General features: G+C 66.1%; 16 protein-coding genes. 7 read left to right on the forward strand and 9 right to left on the reverse strand.

Annotation, left to right across the window (positions count from 1 at the left end; all coding sequences use genetic code 11):
• Positions 1-5: 5 nt before the first annotated feature.
• Both PX52LOC_RS14625 and PX52LOC_RS14630 read right to left on the reverse strand, forming a co-directional pair.
• Positions 6-599, reverse strand: coding sequence for a glycine zipper domain-containing protein (locus PX52LOC_RS14625; RefSeq protein WP_168219001.1), 594 nt, complete (start codon positions 597-599; stop codon positions 6-8).
• A 134-nt stretch (positions 600-733) separates the two neighbouring features.
• Positions 734-1,786, reverse strand: coding sequence for a lysylphosphatidylglycerol synthase transmembrane domain-containing protein (locus PX52LOC_RS14630; RefSeq protein WP_168219002.1), 1,053 nt, complete (start codon positions 1,784-1,786; stop codon positions 734-736).
• A gap of 153 nt (positions 1,787-1,939) precedes the next feature.
• On the opposite strand from PX52LOC_RS14630, the gene PX52LOC_RS14635 reads away from it, so the two are divergent.
• Entirely contained in the window at positions 1,940-3,040 is a 1,101-nt protein-coding gene (locus PX52LOC_RS14635; protein WP_149110804.1) for a class I SAM-dependent methyltransferase, read from the forward strand.
• Between the two features lie 235 nt (positions 3,041-3,275).
• On the forward strand, positions 3,276-4,052 hold the full coding sequence (surE, locus tag PX52LOC_RS14640; protein WP_149110805.1) for a 5'/3'-nucleotidase SurE: 777 nt from the start codon (positions 3,276-3,278) through the stop codon (positions 4,050-4,052).
• 59 nt (positions 4,053-4,111) lie between these two features.
• On the opposite strand, the gene fdhD is transcribed toward surE, so the two are convergent.
• On the reverse strand, positions 4,112-4,948 hold the full coding sequence (fdhD, locus tag PX52LOC_RS14645) for a formate dehydrogenase accessory sulfurtransferase FdhD (RefSeq protein ID WP_149110806.1): 837 nt from the start codon (positions 4,946-4,948) through the stop codon (positions 4,112-4,114).
• Positions 4,949-5,042: 94 nt separating this feature from the next.
• Here fdhD and PX52LOC_RS14650 point away from each other — a divergent pair, with 94 nt between their 5' ends.
• From PX52LOC_RS14650 to PX52LOC_RS14660, 3 genes are all read left to right on the forward strand, one after another.
• On the forward strand, positions 5,043-7,730 hold the full coding sequence (locus PX52LOC_RS14650; protein ID WP_168219003.1) for a tetratricopeptide repeat protein: 2,688 nt from the start codon (positions 5,043-5,045) through the stop codon (positions 7,728-7,730).
• A 2-nt stretch (positions 7,731-7,732) separates the two neighbouring features.
• Positions 7,733-8,707 carry a bifunctional heptose 7-phosphate kinase/heptose 1-phosphate adenyltransferase gene (locus PX52LOC_RS14655; protein WP_149110808.1) on the forward strand — a complete coding sequence of 325 codons (975 nt, stop codon included), beginning with the start codon at positions 7,733-7,735 and terminating at the stop codon, positions 8,705-8,707.
• A gap of 70 nt (positions 8,708-8,777) precedes the next feature.
• Positions 8,778-10,352 (forward strand): hypothetical protein, encoded by a 1,575-nt coding sequence (locus PX52LOC_RS14660; protein WP_149110809.1) that lies wholly within the window; start codon positions 8,778-8,780, stop codon positions 10,350-10,352.
• A gap of 49 nt (positions 10,353-10,401) precedes the next feature.
• Here PX52LOC_RS14660 and PX52LOC_RS14665 read toward each other — a convergent pair whose 3' ends face one another.
• The 4 genes from PX52LOC_RS14665 to PX52LOC_RS14680 all read right to left on the reverse strand — a co-directional run bounded on the left by PX52LOC_RS14665 (position 10,402) and on the right by PX52LOC_RS14680 (position 16,965).
• Positions 10,402-11,229 carry a 3-keto-disaccharide hydrolase gene (locus PX52LOC_RS14665; protein WP_149110810.1) on the reverse strand — a complete coding sequence of 276 codons (828 nt, stop codon included), beginning with the start codon at positions 11,227-11,229 and terminating at the stop codon, positions 10,402-10,404.
• Between the two features lie 58 nt (positions 11,230-11,287).
• On the reverse strand, positions 11,288-13,324 hold the full coding sequence (locus PX52LOC_RS14670; RefSeq protein ID WP_149110811.1) for a WD40 repeat domain-containing protein: 2,037 nt from the start codon (positions 13,322-13,324) through the stop codon (positions 11,288-11,290).
• A gap of 75 nt (positions 13,325-13,399) precedes the next feature.
• The gene (locus PX52LOC_RS14675; RefSeq protein ID WP_149110812.1) at positions 13,400-14,728 is read right to left on the reverse strand and encodes a DUF1552 domain-containing protein; all 1,329 of its coding nucleotides are present in this window, start codon (positions 14,726-14,728) and stop codon (positions 13,400-13,402) included.
• Entirely contained in the window at positions 14,725-16,965 is a 2,241-nt protein-coding gene (locus PX52LOC_RS14680; RefSeq protein ID WP_149110813.1) for a DUF1592 domain-containing protein, read from the reverse strand. Before PX52LOC_RS14680 ends, PX52LOC_RS14675 begins: the two co-directional genes overlap by 4 nt.
• A gap of 423 nt (positions 16,966-17,388) precedes the next feature.
• Between PX52LOC_RS14680 and PX52LOC_RS14685 the strand changes: the two genes are divergently transcribed.
• Positions 17,389-17,793: a DUF883 family protein gene (locus PX52LOC_RS14685; RefSeq protein ID WP_149110814.1), complete on the forward strand. Its 405-nt coding sequence runs from the start codon at positions 17,389-17,391 to the stop codon at positions 17,791-17,793.
• Positions 17,794-17,841: 48 nt separating this feature from the next.
• On the opposite strand, the gene PX52LOC_RS40525 is transcribed toward PX52LOC_RS14685, so the two are convergent.
• Entirely contained in the window at positions 17,842-18,000 is a 159-nt protein-coding gene (locus PX52LOC_RS40525) for a hypothetical protein (protein WP_168219004.1), read from the reverse strand.
• A 96-nt stretch (positions 18,001-18,096) separates the two neighbouring features.
• Here PX52LOC_RS40525 and PX52LOC_RS14690 point away from each other — a divergent pair, with 96 nt between their 5' ends.
• Positions 18,097-19,476, forward strand: a complete 1,380-nt coding sequence (locus PX52LOC_RS14690; RefSeq protein WP_149110815.1) for a mercuric reductase — start codon at positions 18,097-18,099, stop codon at positions 19,474-19,476.
• Between the two features lie 82 nt (positions 19,477-19,558).
• On the opposite strand, the gene PX52LOC_RS14695 is transcribed toward PX52LOC_RS14690, so the two are convergent.
• Complete coding sequence (locus PX52LOC_RS14695; RefSeq protein ID WP_149110816.1) at positions 19,559-20,545, reverse strand: NAD-dependent epimerase/dehydratase family protein; 987 nt, start codon at positions 20,543-20,545, stop codon at positions 19,559-19,561.
• Between the last annotated feature and the right edge of the window lie 78 nt (positions 20,546-20,623).

Consider the following 20,623-nt stretch of genomic DNA (forward strand, 5'->3'; position numbering starts at 1 on the left):
TCAACTTACCAGCGGCGACCGTACCCGTAACCGTAGCCATACCCGTACACCGGCCGCTCGATAATCACAGCCGGCGGTGGCGGCGGAAGTTCCCGCACGATCACCCGTTGCGGTCGCGGCGACACCACGTGGACGCGCGAGTCTTGCATCGCGCGAATGACCTTCGGCGATACACCCTGCTCGGTGCAGTATTGAATGTCGGCCGTAGAGAGGGTGAAGACCGAGTTCGTATTGCGAATTTGGGCCACGATCACATCCGCGTCGGTCCCCTGACGGGACATGGTCACCACATCCATCAGGCCGAGTTGGGTGTTCTGAGTCGCGGCCGCCTGTTGCAGTTCCGCCCGCTCGATCGCCGCTTCCTTCTTGTCTTCCTTGTTACCGGCCAGCGCACCCAGGGCCGTGCCGCCGAGCGCCCCGACGGCCGCCCCGGTCCGCGGGTTGCCGGTCGCCGCGCCGATGGCCGTTCCGACGACCGCCCCGACGCCGCCGCCGACCACTGCGCCCTTTTCGGTGTTATTCATCGAGGAGCAGCCGGTCGAAGCGAAAGCCGATCCGACGGTGACGATTGCAATGCCGATGCGGGTCGCCCGAAGCATGAGAATGTCCCCAGAATCCGAAGGCGGGAGAATGCCGCGGGCGGGCGGATTCGTCAAGTCCATCCTTCGCACTATATCGGCGAAACGTCGCCGACTTGCACAGAAAAGAATGGTGAGAATCGGGCGGGAATCCCTCAAGCCGTCTCGGGCGGCAACTTCGGTTCGTCCGCAACGTCCGTCGCGGGCAGTTCGGCCTTCATTGAGAGGTAGACGATGTACCCCATTCCCCCCAGCGTGATTTCGGCCACCCGAAGTGTCAGTCGGCCGACCACGCCGGTCTGCTCCGGCCGGCCAAGAATCGTGTAGAGGTAGCCGAAAATGTACTCGGCCCCGCCCACGCCGCCGGGGGCCGGGAAGAACGCCTGAGCGATGAATCCAATCGGCCCGATGACGAAGTGCTCGACCAGACTCGCCGGGTCGGGGTTCGGGTACACGCGGACGGCCAAATGCAGGTACACGACCATCAGCACTTGGCCGAAGGCGGTCAGCGGAAGCGTCTGGTAAATCGCCTTCGGCCGTCGGCGGTAGATCAGCACTGCCTCCCACACGTCGTCCAGCGGCTTGCCGACGTACTTCAACTTCCGCAACCTCTCGCCGATTCGTTCGGCCCGCGGTTGCGGCACGAACCCGAGGATCACCCACCCGGCAACGGCCGCGATCACGAGCACCGAGCAAACGGCGATGATCTTGGTCAGCCAGTCGTTGTTTGCGATCTGTGGGTCGCCAGACAGCCACATGCTGCCGCCGATGGCGGCCGAGAAGAACAGCAGGCCGAACAGCCCCATCAAGCGGTCCACAACGACCGTCGCCGCGGCACTGGCCCACCGCCCCGGGTTGGCCCTTGCGATGAAGACCATCTTGATCGCGTCGCCGCCGACGGAGCCGGGCAGCAGGGTGTTGTAGAAGTAGCCGATCATGCCCAGGCGGAAGGCGTTCCGCACCGTGAACGGCAGATCGAGCGCCCGGACCAGGAGATACCACCGGAGGATTTGACAGGAGATCGTGACGCCCGTGAACAGGAACATGAGGGCCAAGAGCGAATAGTCGGGCGTCTGGCCGAGGAGGTTCTTGATGCCCTGGCCGCCGTTCTTCGGCTCCCAGTTGCTGTAAATGACGTACCCGAGGACGAGGAAGCCGAGCGCGTACTTAAGGAAGTTCGTGACGACCGACTTGAGCGACTTGGACACGCAGAATCTCCCTCGCGGAAGGCGAAATGATACGATTTCGCCGCCGGGATTACAACCGCGAGCCGGCGGCGGGCGGAGTAACCTCGCCTTGACCCCGGGTTTTCGCCCGCGATACCATCGGCGGCAATTCTTGACCCGCCGAGCCGAGGTATCATGAAAACGGTGCTGCGATCACTCCTGAGCGAGACGCTCCTCTGGCGGTCCGTGCGGGGCTTGAAGCGGTTTCTCGCCGCACCGCGACTCGACGCGCCACTGTCCGCCGAGCAATGCCGTGGGACAATCGCATGGCTGAACCCGCCGCCGGCGTGCGAGGCGAAAGCGGCCGTCGCGGTGCAACTGCGGCTGGAAAATCAGTCCGGCGTCACCTGGAGTTCGGCCGGTTCCTTCCCGGTGACGGTCCGCTGTCAGTGGATCACGCGATCGGGTGAACCGTTTGACGCGGTCCCCACGGTCGTTCGTCTGCCGCAACCACTATTTCCTGGCGAACCGCAAGAATTGACAGCGACCGTTCCCGCCCCCGACGTGGTCGGTGACTTCACCCTCGAACTGTGCTTCGCCCAAGCCGATCAGGCATTTGCCTCGGTGCAAACGGCTGTGCCAGTCGTCGGGCGGCGGACGACGGACATCGATTACCACGCCGTCTTCCGCACGGCGAACCTGACCGACAACCACTGGTGGGTCGTCGGGGCGTACCACTCGCAGGAGCAGTACGAGAAGTCGTCCCGCGAGCGGTTAGAGATGCTCGTCAAGCAGGGCCTCACGCCGGACTCGCGGGTGCTGGACATCGGTTGCGGCACCGGGCAGATGGCGGGCGTGCTGGCGCCGTACCTGTCCGACCGCGGCGGGTACGCCGGCACGGACATCGGCGCGGAAGCCATCGCGTTTTGCGACCGCACTTTCCGCCGCAAGAACTTCGCCTTCAAGCAAGGTGGCATGACGAGCGTGCCCTTCACCGAGGACGGCACCTTCGATTGCGCCATCTTCTTCAGCGTCTTCACGCACACCTTCACCGACGAGACGGCCCTGCTGATGGCCGAGGCGAAGCGACTGCTGAAGCCGACGGGCGTGATCATCGCGGACGTGATTACGTCGCCACTGGTCGAACGCGGCGCCGGGCACCGCGGTGAGATGGTCGTGAACCGCGACCACTTCCTGCGGCTGGCCGCTATGCTAGGGTACACCGCCGACGTGATCGGCCGGTGGCCGTGGAACCGCCACGCAGAGCGGTTCATGTTCAAACTCCGACAGGGATGACGGGAAGCCACGGCTCCCGGATTTTAGCCGCGGAGCGGCGGCAGTCGTTAGCCAGGGGCGCAAGCCCCTGGTATCGTAAACCGACACCCAAGCCCCGGCGGGGCGGCAGATGCTACTGCCGCCCCGCCGGGGCTTGATGCTGGGACGGCGGGTTCCAGGGGCTTGCGCCCCTGGCTAACGATTGCCGCACCTCCGGTGCTCAAAACAGTTGCCATCCAGGAAGTGAGTCCTCTTCATGCGCATCCTCCTGACCAACGACGACGGCATCTACGCCCCCGGCCTGCGGGCGCTCCGCAAGGAACTCCAGAAACTCGGCACGGTCACCGTCGTCGCCCCGGCGACAGAGCAAAGCGCGGCCGGACACTCGGTCACGCTCGTCACGCCGTTGCTCATCACGGAAGTTCTCGACGACGACAACAAGACGCCGCTAGGGTGGGCCGTCGAAGGCCGGCCGGCCGACTGCGTGAAACTTGCCTTGTTGGAACTGCTGCCCGAACCGCCGGACGTGATCGTCAGCGGGCTGAACGCCGGGTCGAACGCCGGCATCAACGTGCTCTACTCCGGCACCGTGGCCGCCGCCATTGAGGGGGCGTTCTACCACCACACGGCCATCGCTTGTTCGCTGGAGTACGACAAGAAGATTCACGACTTCCCGACAGCCGCTCGCCACGCCCGGCACGTCGTCGAGCAAATCCTGGCCCAGAAGCCGCCGGCCGGCAGCCTGTTCAACGTGAACATCCCGGTGCTGGAGAACGGCCCCATCCGCGGCGTGAAGGTGATGCCGCAGAACGTGTCGGCCTACGAAGAGAAGTTCGACCGCCGGGTGAACCCCCGTGGCCGGACGTACTTCTGGACCAGCCCCGACTTTCGCTGCCCGTCGCCGATCCCCGACACCGACGTGACGGCGTTAGCCGAACAGTACATCACGGTGACGCCGCTGAAGTTCGACCTGACCGACCACGCGAGGCTGGCCGCGATGAAGGGCTGGACGTGGACCGTGGGCGAAGGATGACGCACAATCATGAAGGTGATTCGCAAGTGTGAGCAGCCTTCGGTTTTCCTCTCGTGCCCTCATGTGACCTCGGCGGTGAAATCAATTCTCTGTCGTCCCGCGTAGATGTTGAACCGCCCATCGCGGACGAAACCCAGCAGCGTTAGCCCGAAGCGCTCGGCCGTTTGCACGGCCAGGCTCGACGGTGCACCGACGGCCGCGAAGAACGGTACGCCCGCGACGGCGGCCTTTTGCACCAACTCGAAACTCGCCCGTGCGCTGACGAACAGGATGCCGGCGTGAAGCGGGAACCGGCCCGCGAGGAACTCGCCGCCGATGACTTTGTCAGCGGCATTGTGCCGGCCGACGTCTTCGCGAAGGGACCGCAATTCGCCGTTGGCATCGAACAGACCGACGGCGTGTAGGCCACCCGTCGCGGCAAACGTCGGCTGGGCCGCGTGCAATTTCGCCGGCAGCGAATGGATTACGCTCGCTGCCACACGTGGCCCAGCGGGGAGGGTAAAGTCGATGTTCGCCTCGATCGCGTCGAGCGTCGTTTTCCCGCAGACGCCGCAACTGGAAGCCATCACACCGCGGCGTTCGAGTCGATCAAGGTTCAGCCGCACGCCCGGCTTCACGTCCACGCGAATCACGTTCGCGTCCATCGGCACGACGGCCAAGAGGTCGGCCGGATCGGTCAGCAGCCCTTCGCTGACGAGGTAGCCGACCGCGAGTTCCGCGTCGTGCCCCGGCGTGCGCATCGTGACGGCGATGTTCGCCCGCTGCCGGTTGTTCGCCGGGCCGTGGCCGAGGCGAATTTCTAGCGGCTCTTCCAGCGCGAGTTGGTCATCCTTCGCGGTGGCGGTCGTGCCGTGGACGGCGACGACGGAGGTGGTGAAAGTCGGGAGAGGTCGCATAGGGTGTAGTGTAGCCGACGAGTCTGACGCCAGCCCGTTGCACCGAACCCCACCGCCCGCTACCGTGAAGGCTACCCCCGACAGGATGCCCCCCATGCGATACGCGACGCCGTTCCTCGCCCTGCTCCTGGTCACGCCGTTCCTCGCGGCGGCCGACAAGAAGCCGGCGGTTCCGAAAGGCCCGCTGGCGGAAGCGCGACAGCGGTTGAACAAGGGGAATTACGCCGAGGCGCGGGCCGAGTACACCAAGCACCTCGGCGACGAGAACGTCGGACCGGCGGCGGCCGTGGGCATCGCGAACGCCTGGCGGGCCGAGGGCGAATACCCGAAGGCGTTCGAAGCCGTCGCCGACGCGATGAAGGCCCACGAGAAAAACGCCGACCTGCTCGCGACACGGGCCGACCTGCTCTACGACCAGGGCAAGTGGGACGAGGCCACGGCCGATTCCGATGCGGCGATCAAGCTGAAGGAGAGTCACTTCCTCGCCCGGTGGGTGAAGGCCCGCATCACCCGCGACAAGGGGGATATGGAAGCCGCCGACCAACAGATGCGGTGGTTCATCCGGGCGTACAACGCGGCCAGCAACGCCGATAACGACATGACCGACCCCGACACGTTGCTCATCGTCGGGCAGGCCGGCACCGAGAACGCCCGGTGGAACAGCCTCAGCAACCAGTTCCGCTTCATCCTCCGCGAAGTCTACGGCGACGCGCTCAAGGCCGAACCGGACTGCTGGCGGGCCGAGCTTTACTCCGGCCGGATGTTGCAGGAGAAGTACAACCGGCCACAGGCGATCGAGGCTTACGACAGCGCCCTGAAGATCAACCCGAACGCGGCCGAGGCGATCGTCGGCAAGGGCGAGGTCGCGCTCCAGAAGTTCGAGTTGAAGGAGGCCGAGGCGTTCGCCGATCAGGCGTTGAAGCAGAACCCGAAGTTGCCCGCGGCCCTGCGACTGAAGGCCGACATCCTCTTCATGGGCGGCGACTACGCCGGGGCCGAGAAGCGGCTGCTCACGGCCCGCGAGTTGAACCCCCGCGACGCCGTCACACTCGGCAAGATCGCCGGCTGTCTGATGATGCAGAAGAAGATGGCCGAGTTCGACGCGATTGCGAAGGTCGCCGAGGGTTTCGACGCGAAGCCGGCCGTCTTCTACCACGAACTCGCCGAGTACCTCGAAGAACGCAAACTGTACACGCGAGCGGAGGAGTTCTTCAAGAAGGCCACCGACCTGCGGCCGAAGTTCGCCGCCCCGCGGACCAGCCTCGGGTTGCTCTACATGCGGCTCGGCAAGGAAGCGGACGGGAAGCAGATTCTCGACTCGGCGTTCAAGGTCGACCCGTTCAACGTGCGGGTGGCCAACATGCGGAAGGTGATCGACCACCTCGGTAAGTACACAACCATCCAGACCGAACACTACGATCTGAAGTTCGACCCGAAGAACGACGCCGTGCTGGCGAAGTTCCTCGAAGACTACCTGGAGGAGACGCACGCCGACCTGAAGAAGCAGTTCGGCTTCGAACCGCAGGGCCGGATCACGGTCGAGGTCTTCAACCGACACGACATGTTCAGCGGCCGGACGGTCGCGATGCCGGACCTGCACACGGTCGGGGCCTGCATCGGCCGCGTGTTCACGATGGCGTCGCCGTCGGCCGTGGGACTGAAGAAGCCGTTCAACTGGTCCCGGGTGATCCGCCACGAGATGACGCACGTCTTCAACCTCGCACAGACCGACTTCCAGTGTCCGCACTGGCTGACGGAAGGCATGGCCACGCAGAATGAGAAGATGCTGAAGCCGCTCGACTGGCTGGAAGCCCTCCGCGACCGGGCCGACGAGGGAACGCTGTTTAACCTGGACACGGTGATGATGGGCTTCGCGAAGCCGAAGGACCGGGCCGAGTGGGGGCTGGCGTACTGCCAGAGCCAACTCTATGTCGAGTACATGGTGAAGACGCACGGCCCGGAGTCGGTCGGCAAAATCCTGAACGCCTACCGCGACGGCCTCGACACCGCCGCCGCCCTGCGGATCGCGTGCAAGGTCGAGAAGGCGGTCTTCGAGAAGGGCTACCGGGAGTACATCAACGAGGTGCTCAAGCCGTACCGCGGGGCGAAGAAGGCGAAGTCGGCCGAGGAGAAGCCGCTGACGTTCGAGGAGTTGACCGAAGAGCAGAAGAAGAACCCCGACGACCCCGACCTGGCCGCGAAGCTCGGCGAGCAACTGCTGAAGCGCGGCAAGACGAACGAGTCCCGCAAGCTGATTGACGCGGCCCTGGCGAAGAAGAAGGGCCACGCGCTCGCGAGTCTGTTGAAGGCTCGACTGCTCATTCGGGCGGGTGACGAGAGCGGGGCGAAGGAAGTACTCGAAGAAGCGTTGAAGGTATCGCCGGACGACTCGCGGTTGCTCGGGCTGGTCGGCCGCTTCCACCTGGACGCGGAACAGTACGACCAGGCGGCCGAGATGTTCGAGAAGGGCCGCAAGCTCGATCCGCTCGACGGTGAGTGGGACGAGTTGCTGATCCGCGTCTACACGGCGAGCAAAAACGACGACAAACTGACGGCCGTGCTGCGGGACGTGGTGTCCCGCGACCCGGACCAACTCGGGGCGCGGGTCAAGCTGGCGAAGGTGTCGTTGGACGCGAAGAAGTACGACGACGCCGAGAAGTTCGCCCGCGACGCGCTGTACATCGACGTGAACAACGAGGACGCCCGCACCGCCCTGATCGACGCGCTCACGGCCCAGAAGAAGGACGATGCCGTGGCGAAACTGAAGAAGAAGTTCGAGTAACCATGCTCACCACCGACCTCATCGAACGCATCCTGGCCACGGTGCCGAACCGCACGATCGGCCTGATCGGCGACTTGTTCCTCGACCGCTATCTGGACATCGACCCGGCCCGCGACGAGCCGTCCGTTGAGACGGGGCTGACCGCGTACCAAGTGGCCGGCGTGCGGTCGTACCCCGGGGCGCTCGGCACGGTGCTGAATAATCTCGTCGCGCTCGGCGTCGGCAAGCTCTACCCCATCGCCATCCTCGGCGACGACGGCGAAGGGTACGAGTTGCAGCAGTGCCTTGCGAAGATGCCCGGCGTTCGCGGCGACGGCCTGGTGCTGACCGGGGACCGCCGCACGCCGACGTACACGAAGCCGATGTACGGCGACCGCGAACTGAACCGCCTGGACATCAAGAACCGCACGCCGACGCCGTGGACACTGGAACAGCGGGTGCTGGAGAAACTCGACGACCTCTTCCCGAAGTTCGACGCGCTGCTGATTCTCGATCAGGTCAGCGAGGCGAACTGCGGCGTCGTCACCGACCGTGTCCGCGACCGACTGACGGCGTTGGGCGAAGAACACCCGACACGGTTCCTGCTCGCCGACAGCCGCGAACAGATCGCGAAATTCCGCAACGTGTGCGTGAAGCCGAACCGAACGGAGTTCGAACGGGCCGGCACACTCCGGTTCAGCCGCCCCGCCTTCTGCACCGACGGCGAGAACGGCATCACCGTTGTCACCCCCACCGGCGAAAGAACGGCTATCTCCGCTTACCCCGTGCGCGGTCCCGTGGACATCTGCGGGGCCGGCGATAGTTGCAGTGCCGGCATCGCCTGCGCGAAGGTCGCCGGCGCGACGCACGAGGAAGCCGCCGCGTTCGGAAATCTGATCGCGTCGATCACCGTTCAGCAGATCGGTACGACCGGCACCGCCCCGCCGGAGTTGGTGCGGAAGCGGTGGCGAGAAGTGGAGCATCTGGGGCGGAAATAAACTCCCGTTGCCCCGCCCGCGGCCGAAGTGGTAGCCTGGTTCCGCCCACGGTTCCGCCACGAGGTTACGGATGACCCCGGTTTCGACCGAACGCCTACTCGCCCCTGCCACCACGCCGACCATTACCTCGGCCGTCATCGTCACGGCCCCCGCACCGCAGCCGGCCCGCCGTAGGGTTGGCGTTTCGCCGGGCGTGCTGGTGATTGCGTGTGTGTTCCTCGGCCTCGCCTTCCGTGTCGGCGTCTACCTACGGAACCCGTCGCTCTGGCTCGACGAGTCGATGCTGGCCGTGAACGTGGTGAACCGCACGCCGCTGCAACTCCTCGAACCCCTCGAACTCAATCAAGGCGCGCCGCTCGGCTTCCTGCTGACCTCGCGCGCAATCGTCGCCGCCTTCGGCCCCTCGGAGCTGGCGTTGCGGGCCATCCCCGCGTTCGCGTCGCTGGCCGGTTTCCTGCTGTTCGTCGGCTTTGCGTACCGCGTGCTGTCGGTACCGGCGGCCCGACTGGCGGTCGTGCTGTTCGCGTTCTCGCCATACCTCGTCGGCTACGCGGCCGAGTTCAAGCAGTACGAACTCGACGCAACCCTGACGGTGGCCTTGCTGCTGATTGGCCGCCGCATTTGGGAAGGAACCTCGACGCGGCACGAACACGTGCTCATGGCGATCGGCGGGGCCGTCGCGGTCTGGTTCTCGCACCCGGCCGTGTTCGTGCTCGGCGGCGTCGGTTCGGCCCTGCTTGCCGACGCGATCGTTCGCCGCGATCGCCCGGCCATGAAGCGTAACGGCCTCATCATCTTCGCGTGGCTGGTGAGTTTCGCGGCGTGCTACCTACTGTTCCTCCGAAAACTCGGCCTGAACCCGTACCTCACCGACTTCTGGGCGGGCAAGTTCCTGCCGCTGCCGCCGGTCCGGCCGGGCGACTTCGCGTGGATCGTGCACCACGTCGTGCTGCTGTTCGACAAGCCCGGCGGCTTCGGCGGCGAGATCGGCATGGCCGGCCTCGCGGCGGTCTGTGCCATCATCGGCGGCGTCTCACTCGCGAAATCGAACTGGCGGCTGCTCGTGGCCCTCGCCGCCCCGCTCGCGTTCGCGCTGGCGGCGTCGGCCCTGCGGAAGTACCCGTTCGCCGGCCGGCTCATGCTATTCGCAGTCCCATCGTTGCTGGTGCTGGTGGCCCACGGCACGATGGCCGTGGCGGACCGGGTGCGCGACCTTGGCACGTTCGCACGGTGGTTGGTAATCGCCGCCGTGTGCGCCGGCCCCGCAAACGAGTGCAACAATCTGCGGAAGACTCCGCTACACGCCGAAGGGGCGCGCGAAGTGTTGGTTGAGCTTGCGAAGCAGTGGCAGCCCGGCGACCGCGTGTACGTCGCGCACGAGGCCATCCCGGCGTTCCGGTACTACGGCGTGCCGGTTCCCGCGGATGTCGTCACTTTCGGCGGGGACAACCGCGCGAACCTGCGGCACTACCGTGAAGACCTGCACGCCATCAGCGAGACGGGACGCCTGTGGGTGGTGATGGCCCACTTCCAACCGCAAGACGAGGCCACGGTGCTGGCCGTACTCGACTGCCTGGGTGCGGGCGAAGTGACGGCCCGGCGGCCGGACGCGGTGCTGATGCGGTGCGAGGTGCGGCCGCGATAACGCTTGCGCGTTCTCGGGCCGTACCCCGTTTTTCACCACCTTCACCCGATCAGTCGTCCGTCGCCGCGGTGATCGGGCGGATCCAGATGTTGCGGAACCGCACCGGGTTGCTGTGGTAGTACAGTTCGATCGCGCCCTTCGGCGGGTGTGGTTTGTCATAGCTCGGCAGTGCCCGGTACGGCGTGGTGCCGACCAGCTCGTAGTGGTTGTGGATCAGCACGCCATTGTGCAGCACCGTGATGACGGCCTTCTTCGTCAGCTTGCCGGCCTCGTCCCATTTCGGCGATTCCCAGATCACATCGTAGGTCTGCCACTCGCCGGGCTTCTTCGACGCCCCCGCCAGCGGCGGCCGCTGGCCGTACATCGCCCCGCACATGCCGTCCGCGTACGTCAGGTTGTCGAACGAGTCGAGGATCTGGATCTCGTACCGGCCGTAGATGTTCACGCCGTTGTTACCGCGGCCCTGCCCCTTGCCTTCGACTTTCGCCGGGGTGGCGAACTCCAGGTGCAACTGGAAGTCGCCGAACTCGTCGCGGGTGCGGAGCCGCCCCTTCGTGGCCTCGGCGTACCCGTCGGAAATCTTCCACTCCGCCGGGCCGTTCTTTTCGCCGAACCACTTCGACAGGTCTTTGCCGTCGAACAGCACGATCGCGTCTGACGGGGCCGCGGCCATCTGGCTGAAGGTTTCGCCCGGCGTGACGATCGGCGGCTGCGGGCGGTTCGGGTCGTGGATGTGCCACTTGCTGCCGGCGATCTTCGGCGTGTCGGTGTAGCCGTCGGTGTTCTTCTTCGGCGGGTCGGCGGCGAGGGCGAGGCCGCAGATCGTGGCCCCGGTGACGACGGTCAGTAGGCGGCGGGTCAAAGAGCGAGCGGTCATCGCGGCAGGTCTCCTGGGAGGGTCGGAACCCGAAGGGAATGGGGGCGGGTGGCGTGGCCTACCGATCCGGCATCAGGATCGGGAAGCTCTTGGCCTGGGTACTGTAGTGAGTGGACCGGAGCGGGGTGGACTTTATTTGCGCAGTTTCGAACCACTCGCTCACGGTGAGCGGGGCTTGGGCGTCGCCCATCTTGGGAATGAGTCGCAGTCGCAGAGTGTGGTTCAACCTACTGTCTCCTGCCGCGAGGACGTGAATGCCCTGCGAGCGGGCCAGTCGCTCTACGGCCCCGCGGAGGACGAATTCGTCACGCATCTTTTCGTCCTTCCTGGCATAGATGACAAGCAACCGCTTCTGGGCGGCGGCCGTGCCCATCGCGGCGGCTACCTTGTTCACGGTCAGCGATGGGTCGGCGGCAACGGGTTCCCCGCCGCGATCGCACAGCAGCACGGCGAACGTGTCCTGCGGCCGGGTCAGTTCGGCCACGTCGTGAACGGTGTCGGCGATGACGGTCTTCGTGGTCTCGCGGGCGGTCAGCGGCACTACGTCCACGCGGTCGAACAAGTTCCCGCGGTGGCTCCGGAGGGATTCACCGAGTTCGCGGGCATCGTCGCCGACGGCCACGACGTAGAACCGGCCGAGGGGGGGCGACGGGTTCGCGTGCGTCAGTTCGATCTCGCTGGGCGTCGATTCCCACGACCCGTCGGCGCTCGCGGCCCGCACCCGCACTTTGTTCCCGCCGGGGGCCAACGGCACGCGAAACGTCATCCGCGTTGCCGATTCCCGGTTGAAAGGAACGGCCATGCGAGCGCCGTTGACATCGACCCGCAAGCCCGACACGCCGCCGCCCTGGTCGGTGACGGTCACGGTCAGCGTCGCCTCCGGGGCGGTGAACGCCTTACTCGTCGGCGGCACGATCCGCACCCGCGGGGGCACGCTCCGGCCGAACGGCTTCGCGGGAACCGGCCGCTCGCCGCGGCAGACCTCGGCCAACAAGCCGGGGCGGAAGCACTCGGCGAAGAACTGATCGACCTCGGCCGTCGGCCCTTTCGCGAAGCGGAAGCCGAGCGCGTGCCGTCCGAAGTCGGAGGCGTCAAACAGTCCCTCCGGGGACACCACTGCCCAACTTTTCCACGCGGCATCGGTCGCCAGCGTGAGCAACTCGCGGCCGGTCGCCAAGTCCCACAGTTTCGCAGTGCCGTCGCGGGAAGCGGTCAGCACCACGCGGCCGTCGTCTCGCACGACGAGCGCGACGATGTCCCCGGTGTGGCCGAGGAGCGTGCGGACCTTCTCGCCGCTGACGGCGTCCCACATCATCACGGCCGCCTCACGGTCGCCGGTCAACACACGGCGGCCGTCGGGGGACAGGCCGACCGCGTTCACGTCGTTGTTGTGGCGGGCGGTCTTCATCAACTGCTTGCCGGTGGCCGGGTCCCAGACGATGCCGTGGTTCTCCCACGAACCGGTGGCGACACGCGACCCGTCGGTGCTGAACGCCACGGACGAGACGCCTTCGCCGTGGCCGCGCAAGGCAAAGGTCTGTGCGCCGGTGGTGGCGTCCCAGAGCGCGGCCGTGGTGTCGGCCGAGGTCGTGGCGAACGACTTGCCGTCGGGAGCGAAGGCGACGGCCATCAACTCCTTGCGGTGGCCCTTCGCGGTGAGGAGCGGCTCGCCGGTTTCCGCGTTCCAAAGCATGGCGGTGGTGTCGGCCGACCCGGTCAGAACTCGCGTGCCGTCAGGACTGAACGCGACCGCCTGTACCGACCCCGTGTGCCCGCTGAAAGTGTGGACGCGGTGGCGGGTGTCGAGGTCCCACAGCGTCGCGGTCGTGTCGGCCGAGCCGAGCAACAACTGTCGGCCGTCGGGGCTGAACGCCACCGCGAGAACCGCCTTCGTGTGACCCGTAAACGTCTTCACCGGCTGCCCGATCCGGGCGTCCCAGACCACGACGGCGTGGTCGTCGAGAATGACGGCGATGAATCGCCCGTCGCGACTGAGGGCGGCCCCAGTGATCGGCGTGAGCTCCTGCGTGGCGATCACCGTCGGCGGGGGTTCGGTCGCAACGAGCAGCGCGAAGAGAAAGGGAAGTGGTGACATCGTCCGTTACGGGAGGAAGGTTTTGGGCGGAAGCCCAGGGGCGGCTGTCCCTGGGCTTCCGCCCAGGGAAACCACTCACCCCAGTCCGTCCAGCACGGCGGTGCTGTCGCCGAGCTTTGTCGCCTTTGCGCCGAAGCGGTCGAGCATCGCCAGCCAGAGGTTGTTCAACGGCGTGTCGCCCTTGTACCGGACGTACCGGCCGGTCTTGATCGTGCCGCCGCCGCGGCCGACGAGTAGCACCGGCAGGTCGTGGTGGATGTGCCGGTTCGGGTCGGCGATGGCGCTGCCGTAGGCGATCATGCAGTTGTCGAGCAGCGTGCCGTCGCCCTCCTTCACGGCCTTCAACTTGCCCGTGAGGTAGGCCAACTGCGTCATGTGGTAGGTGTTGATCGCCTTGATCTTCGCGAGGTTATCGGCCTTGTTCTGGTGGTGCGAGATCGAGTGGTGGCCCTCGTTCACGCCGACCATGCGGTACTTCTGCTCGCTCCCCTCGCGGCCGAGCATGAACGAACCGATGCGGGTCGAATCCGTCTGGAACGCCAGCACCATCAGGTCGCACATCAGGCGGAGGTGCTCGGTCAGGTCGGCCGGGACGCCGATCGGGCGGGACACGTCGTCGGGCAGCACCGACGGCGACAGCCGTTCCGCCTTCGCGATTCGCTGTTCGAGTTCCCGCACACCGGAGAGGTACTGGTCGAGTTTCTTTCGGTCGCTGCCGCCGAGCTTGCGGTCCAGGTCTTTCGCGTCTTCGAGGACCGCGTCCAGCACGCTCGCTCGGAGCGCGTTGCGGGCGGCGGCGTCCGGGTCGTTCGGCTTACTCGCGAAGAGGCGGTTGAAGACCTGGAGCGGGTTCACCTCCGGCGGCACCGGGGTGGTCGAATTTCGCCACGACAGTGTGTGCTCGTACACGCAGGAGTAGCCGCTGTCGCACCCGCCGGCCCCGCGGTACTTCTCGATGGCCATTTCCAGCGACGGCAGCCGCGTGCGGTCGCCGAGTTGCTGGGCGGCGAGTTGGTCGGCCGACGGCCCGGCCTGGAAGTTCGCCCCGGCCGTCTTCTTCGGCTGCGCCCCGGTGAGGAACGCTCCGCTCGCCCGCGCGTGGTCGCCGGCCCCGTCGCCGTTGGCACGGGCTTTGTCGCACGTCAGCCCGCCGAAGACGAGCATTTCCTTACGGTGCTCGGCCATCGGTTCGAGGCACGGCGTCAACTCGTAGTCGGCCCCTTCGGTCTTCGGCATCCAGTACGGCATGTACGCCCCGTTCGGCACGTACAGGAAGGCCATCCGCCGCGGCGGGCGAGCGGCGTCTGCCGCGCGGGTCGCGGGGGCCATCGCGTCGAGCAGCGGCAGGGCCATCGCCGTGCCGAGGCCGCGGAGGACCGTCCGTCGAGACAGGGGCATCGTCATTTCGATTCTCCCGGCGTGGTTCGCTTCTGGAAGGGGTCGCTCTGGACGATCGCGAGGATCAGGGCCGAGAAGCGGTCGTTCTGCTTGCCGACCGTCTGCACGATCTGGTTCACGGCCCGACGGTCGTACGCTTCCAGGCCGCGGCCGATGGCGTAGGTCAGCATCTTCTCGGCGATGCAGCGGACGAAGGCGTCCTTGTCGGTGCGGAGCAACTTCTTCAACCCCGCCGGGCCGTCGAAGGTGCGGCCGTCGGGCAGAACGCCAGAGGCGTCGAGGGCGGCCCCGGCGTCCTTGTCGCGCCACCGGCCGACCGGGTCGAAGTTCTCGAACGCGAAGCCGATCGGGTCCATCCGCCGGTGGCACGACGCGCACACGGCGTTCGCTCGGTGCTGCTCCATCTGCTGCCGGAGGGTTCCCGTCAACTGCTTCTGGTCTTCGAGTTCCGGGATGTCCAGTTCGGGCGGTGGGGGCGGCGGGGCCGCGTTCAGGAGTTGTTCGAGGATGAACTTCCCGCGCTTCACCGGCGATGTTCGCGTGGCGTTGGAAGTCAGCGTCAGGACGCTGGCGTGCGTGAGAACTCCGCCGCGGCTCGCGGGCAACTTCACGCGGACGAACTCGGGGCCGGTCACGCCGGGCAGGCCGTAGTGCCGAGCGAGGGCGGCGTTCACGAAGGTGAAGTCGGCGTCGAGCAAGTCCGGCACCGGCCGGTCTTCCCGCACGACGGCTTCGAAGAACAGCAGGCTTTCGCGGGTCATCGCCTGCCGCAGTGCGGGGTCGAACGTCGGGAACAGTTTCGGGTCCGGCGACGCGAGGTCGAGTTTGCGGAGGGCGAGCCATTGTTCGCCGAAGCCGTGGAGGTACGACACCGACTTCGGGTCGTCGATCATCCGCCGGACCTGCGGTTCCAGGTTCGCCCGCAGTTGCCCCTTCGCGGCGAGGGCGAGGAGTTCGTCGTCCGGCAGACTGCTCCAGAGGAAGTACGACAGCCGGCTCGCGAGTTCGTACTCGCCGATGGCGTACGTCGTGCCCGGCGGCAAGTTCGCCGGATCGAGTTCCACGCGGAAGAGGAAGTTCGGTGACAGCAGCACGCGGTACAACGCCGCCCGCACCCGCAGTTCGAACCTCTGCCCCTTCTTCTCGGCCGCGTCGTAGAGCGTCAGGCATCGCTCGACTTCGGCGGCCGTCACCGGCCGGCGGAACGCCTTCGCGGCGAAGCGGCCGACGATCTCACGGGCCGCCTCCCGTGGCGGTAGCCCCGGCGAGTGAGTCATTAGCTGCTGGTGTGCGGCCGGCAGTTCCGCGGGCGGCGGGTCGAACGGCCCCTCGACTTCCACGCCCTTCAGGTAGAGTGTTCGCGATTGGTCATCGGCGGGATTGAGGAACGTCACCGTCACGCGCCCCGTCCCGGCCGGCACCTTCACAGAAACCTCGATCACCTCCGGCTTGTCCGCGGCGGCCGTGACTTCGAATTCGCGCACGTCTTGGCCCATCACCCGTAGGCGGAACCGCACCACGTCGCCGGCGACCTTGCACCGGACCTTGTACGTCCCCTCGTCGAACGAGACGGCCCGCCCCAACTCGGCGGCCGTGCGCGTGGAATCGGTGCGAATCCGGTCGTAGGTCTGCTTCCTCAACTTCGGCGGATCGACGAGAACAATGGCCTGATCGAGAATCGCCTCGGTGGCCGCCAGGTACTTTTCCAGCAGCAGCGGCGAGACGGAGAGCACGTCGCCGATGTTGTCGAACCCGTAGCCCACGTCGTCGGCCGGGAAGTCGTCCGCTGGGTGGAAGTCGACGCCGACGAGGTCGCGGATGGTGTTGTTGTACTCGGTGCGGTTCAGCCGCCGGATCGTCACGCGGCCGGCGTTCGGTTTCGCCATGCTATCGTGACGGTCGAACAGGTCTTCGATCGCCTTCACGGCGGCGTCGATCTCCTCCGCCTTCGGTTGCGGCCGGTCGGGCGGCGGCATCTCGCGCGCCTTCATTTGGCGCACCACGCCGTCCCACGTCTTGCGGTCGGCGAGCACGGACGCATCGTCGTGGTACGGGTCGAAGGACAACTCGCCCTTCGCCTTCCCCTGCTTGTGACAACTCGTGCAGTGAGCCTTGAGGAAGGGGAGAATGCGCTTCGAGAAGATCGGTTCGGCGGGGTCGGCGGCGAGCGCAACGGACGCAGTGCCGGTCAATGCCAGCACCGCCGCGAGGACCAGCCGGGAGAGTTGGTCGCGGAGGGACATACTCCCGACTTTACCAAGATGCGCGGCCCGAATGATACCAGGAAATCGACTTCTCAGAGAGTTCTCATCAGCGGGACGGCAAGGCCGGATCCGAGTAGGGCGGGGAGACGACTTCCCGCCGAGTCGGGTCGCCGTCGGGGCACACTCGGCAGTCGGCTGCGCACCCGGTGATCATCAGGGTTAAAATCGCTGTCAGGAGAGTCAGAAAGCGAGTCATGGGTCTGCTCCAACCACGGGGGGACCGATCATCTGGTATTCCTCGAGGCAGAGGGTGTGCCGGGCACCGCCGCGGCCCGATGGAAACTTGAGACATTCGGAACTGATTTGACCGAACAACCCGCGAAGGGTGGAAAAGGTTCCCGCTCGGCACCGTGGTTGCATCGTCCCTCTCGTGTCTTTTGACTCTCCTTGAGGAATTCGATCATGAACGGCCCGCAACCATTCAACCAACCGAACCGCGGCACGAACCCCAGCCCGGTCCCGAATAATCCCACCAAGACTGCGGAAGCGACCAACGGCGGCCCCCGTGAAGTAGTGGCGAACGCCCTCGGCCAAGTCGCCGAGAAGGCGAGCCAAGTCGGTGGGCAAGTCGCCGAGAAGGCGAGCCACGTCGCGGACAAGGTGTCACACTATGCTTCCGACGCTTACGGCAGCGTGAAGGACGCCGGCCAGAAGGTCGAGGGGTGGGCCGAGGAGGCCTACGGGGCAACCTCGAAGCAAGTGGGTCAATACACCGACGAAGTGACGACGCTCATCAAGAACCACCCGATCCCGGCGATCCTGATCGGCTTCGGCGTCGGCCTGCTGATCGGCCGTGCGGTGCGATAACTTGAAGGGAAGTTCAACGATCCGCTCCCGTCAATTCGGGGGCGGCTTTCATTTCTGGGCTAGCTCTTCACGTAGCAGCGGGTCCGTCGCCTTGCTCGGTTTCGGGAAATAGCACGAGGGGACATCAGTCGCGCGGCGGAACGGGTTTGCGCAGCCGGCGGTGCCGACGATCAGGACGGCGAACAGAATCAGGATGAGACGATTCATCAGCGGCCTCCTTGCCCGGCAGAGGGGCTTGCAAGCGGCGTGCCGACGGTTCATACACTTCCCATCACCCAGGTCTTACACGAGGGGCACTCTCCCATGCTTGAAACCTTCGACGTGATCCTTCTCGGGGCCGGGCAAGCGGGGAACCCGCTGTCGCGGTCGTTGTCGGCCGCCGGCAAACGGGTCGCGCTGATCGAGCGCAGTGAGATCGGCGGGTCGTGCGTGAACGTCGGCTGCACGCCGACGAAGACGATGGTGGCGAGCGCCCGCGTGGCCCACCTCGCCCGGCGTGCGGCCGAGTTCGGGGTGCGGATCGGCGACGTGCGCGTGCAGATGGAAGACGTTCGCCGCCGGAAGAACGACATCGTCGAGCGATCGCGGGCCTCTAGCGAACGTCAACTACAAGACCGCGAGGGGCTGACCCTGATTCGCGGTGCAGCGGCGTTCACCGGACCGAAGGCCGTTCGCGTTTCGCTTCGCGACGGCGGCACTCGCGACCTGACGGCCCCGATCGTGGTCGTAAACACCGGCTGTCGCCCGGCCCGACCGGACCTGCCGGGGTTGGACCGCGTTCCGTTTCTCGATTCGACTTCGATCCTGGACCTCGGCGAAGTGCCGGAGCACCTGATCGTCCTCGGCGGCGGGTACATCGGGCTGGAGTTCGCCCAGATGTTCCGGCGATTCGGCAGCCGCGTGACGATCGTCCATCGCGGCGAGCAGTTGTTGAGGAAAGAAGACGCCGACGTGGCCGAGGCGATTGCCGACATTCTCCGCGAGGACGGCATCGAAGTCTTGCTCCGAACGGAATCCCTCCGCGTGACGGGCAGCGTCGAACTCGCCGTGCGAACGCCGGACGGCGAGCCCACCCTGACCGGCTCACACCTGCTAATCGCGACGGGGCGGACGCCGAACACCGACGACCTGAACCTGACGGCGGCCGGCATCGCGGCCGATGAGAAGGGCTTCATCCCGGTGAACGAGCGGTTGGAGACGAACGTGGAGGGCGTCTTTGCGCTCGGCGACGTGAACGGCGGCCCGGCCTTCACGCACGTCTCGCACAACGACAACCAAATCTTCCGCGAGAACCTGCTGCACCACGCCGGCCGCACGACGCACGATCGGCTCATCCCGCACACCATCTTCCTCGACCCGCAACTCGGCCGCGTCGGGCTGACCGAGAAGGAAGCTCGCGAGAAGGGGCTGAAGGTTCACGTCGCGAAGTTGCCGATGAAGCGGATCGCCCGGGCCTTCGAGATCGGTGAGACCCGCGGCTTCCTGAAGGCGGTAGTAGACGCGAAGACCGACCGCATCCTCGGCTGTGCCGCCCTCGGCGTCGAAGGCGGCGAAGTGATGGCGATGGTGCAGATTGCCATGATGGGCAACCTGCCGTACCAACGGCTCCGCGACGATATGTTCGCGCACCCGACCCTGGCGAGAGGACTGAACGCACTATTCAGCAATTTTGAAGGAGAGTGACCGAATTTGGAACCCAGAGCGGAAGCGACGGGGTGGGGGCCCTACCACCCCGTCGCTTCCGCTCTGGGTTCCAGAAATACGCCTACCCTTTCTTGAAGTCCGCGAGTGCCGCCGCCATCCCCTCGGCGAAGTGCGTCCGCGGCGTGTACCCCAACACGGCGCGGGCCTTCGCGATGCTGAAATCGAGGTTCAGTCCGGCGAATTTCAGCGTGGCCTGCGTGATCCGCGGTGGGTGCGGCTTGTTCTTGCGACGGAAGACACGCTCCCGCCACGTCGCCAGCCGGCGGGCCAGCCACAGCGGGATCGACCGCTTCGGCCGCGGCAGCCCCAACCCGTCGGCCACCGTCTCGAAGAACTGCCGCTTCGTGACGAACTCGCCGTCGGTGATGTTGAACACCTCGCCGACGGCCTTCTCGTTATCCACGGCCAGCAGACATGCCTCGGCGATGTTGCCGACGTAGGTCGTGTTAAGCGCGTACCGGCCGCCGGCTATGTAAACGATGCTCTTCTCTTTCAGGCGGTCCACCAAACGCGGCAACACGGACCGATCCCGCGGGCCGTACACGAACCCCGGCCGAAGAATCGTGATCGGCAGTTGGAACTGCCGCACGTACTCCAAGGCCAGTTTCTCGCTCTCGACCTTCGACTGCGTGTAGCCGTCGATGTGATTGTCCGGCAGCGGTTCGCCCTCGTCGGTCCCCTCGTGGTGGCGGGCTTCGTAAACGCCGAGGCTGGACACGTGAACGAACCGCTTCAGTGGCTTCCCTTTTACGGCATCGAGCAGCGTCCGCAAGCCCTCGACGTTCACCCGGCGGTAGTCCTCGACCGGCCCCCAGTCGCCGACTTTCGCGGCCGCGTGGATGACCGCGTCGACGCCGTCCACCGCTTTCGCCACGGCAGTCGCGTCGGTGAGGTCGCCGGGCACGATCTCGGCGTTCAGTGACTTCAGGTGCGCGAGATCAGCCGTGGGCCGGGCAAGGGCGCGAACCGTGATGCCGCGGGCGTGTGCCAAGTCGGCAACGTGACTGCCGACGAATCCGGTCGCGCCGGTGATGAGGTACGTGGTCAAAACGGGAACTCCGTGGGAAGGTTGGGATTAGATTACGCGAAAGCCCAGGGACGGCCGTCCCTGGGCTTTCGCCCAGAA

Source organism: Limnoglobus roseus, from assembly GCF_008254045.1.
Taxonomy (GTDB): domain Bacteria; phylum Planctomycetota; class Planctomycetia; order Gemmatales; family Gemmataceae; genus Limnoglobus; species Limnoglobus roseus.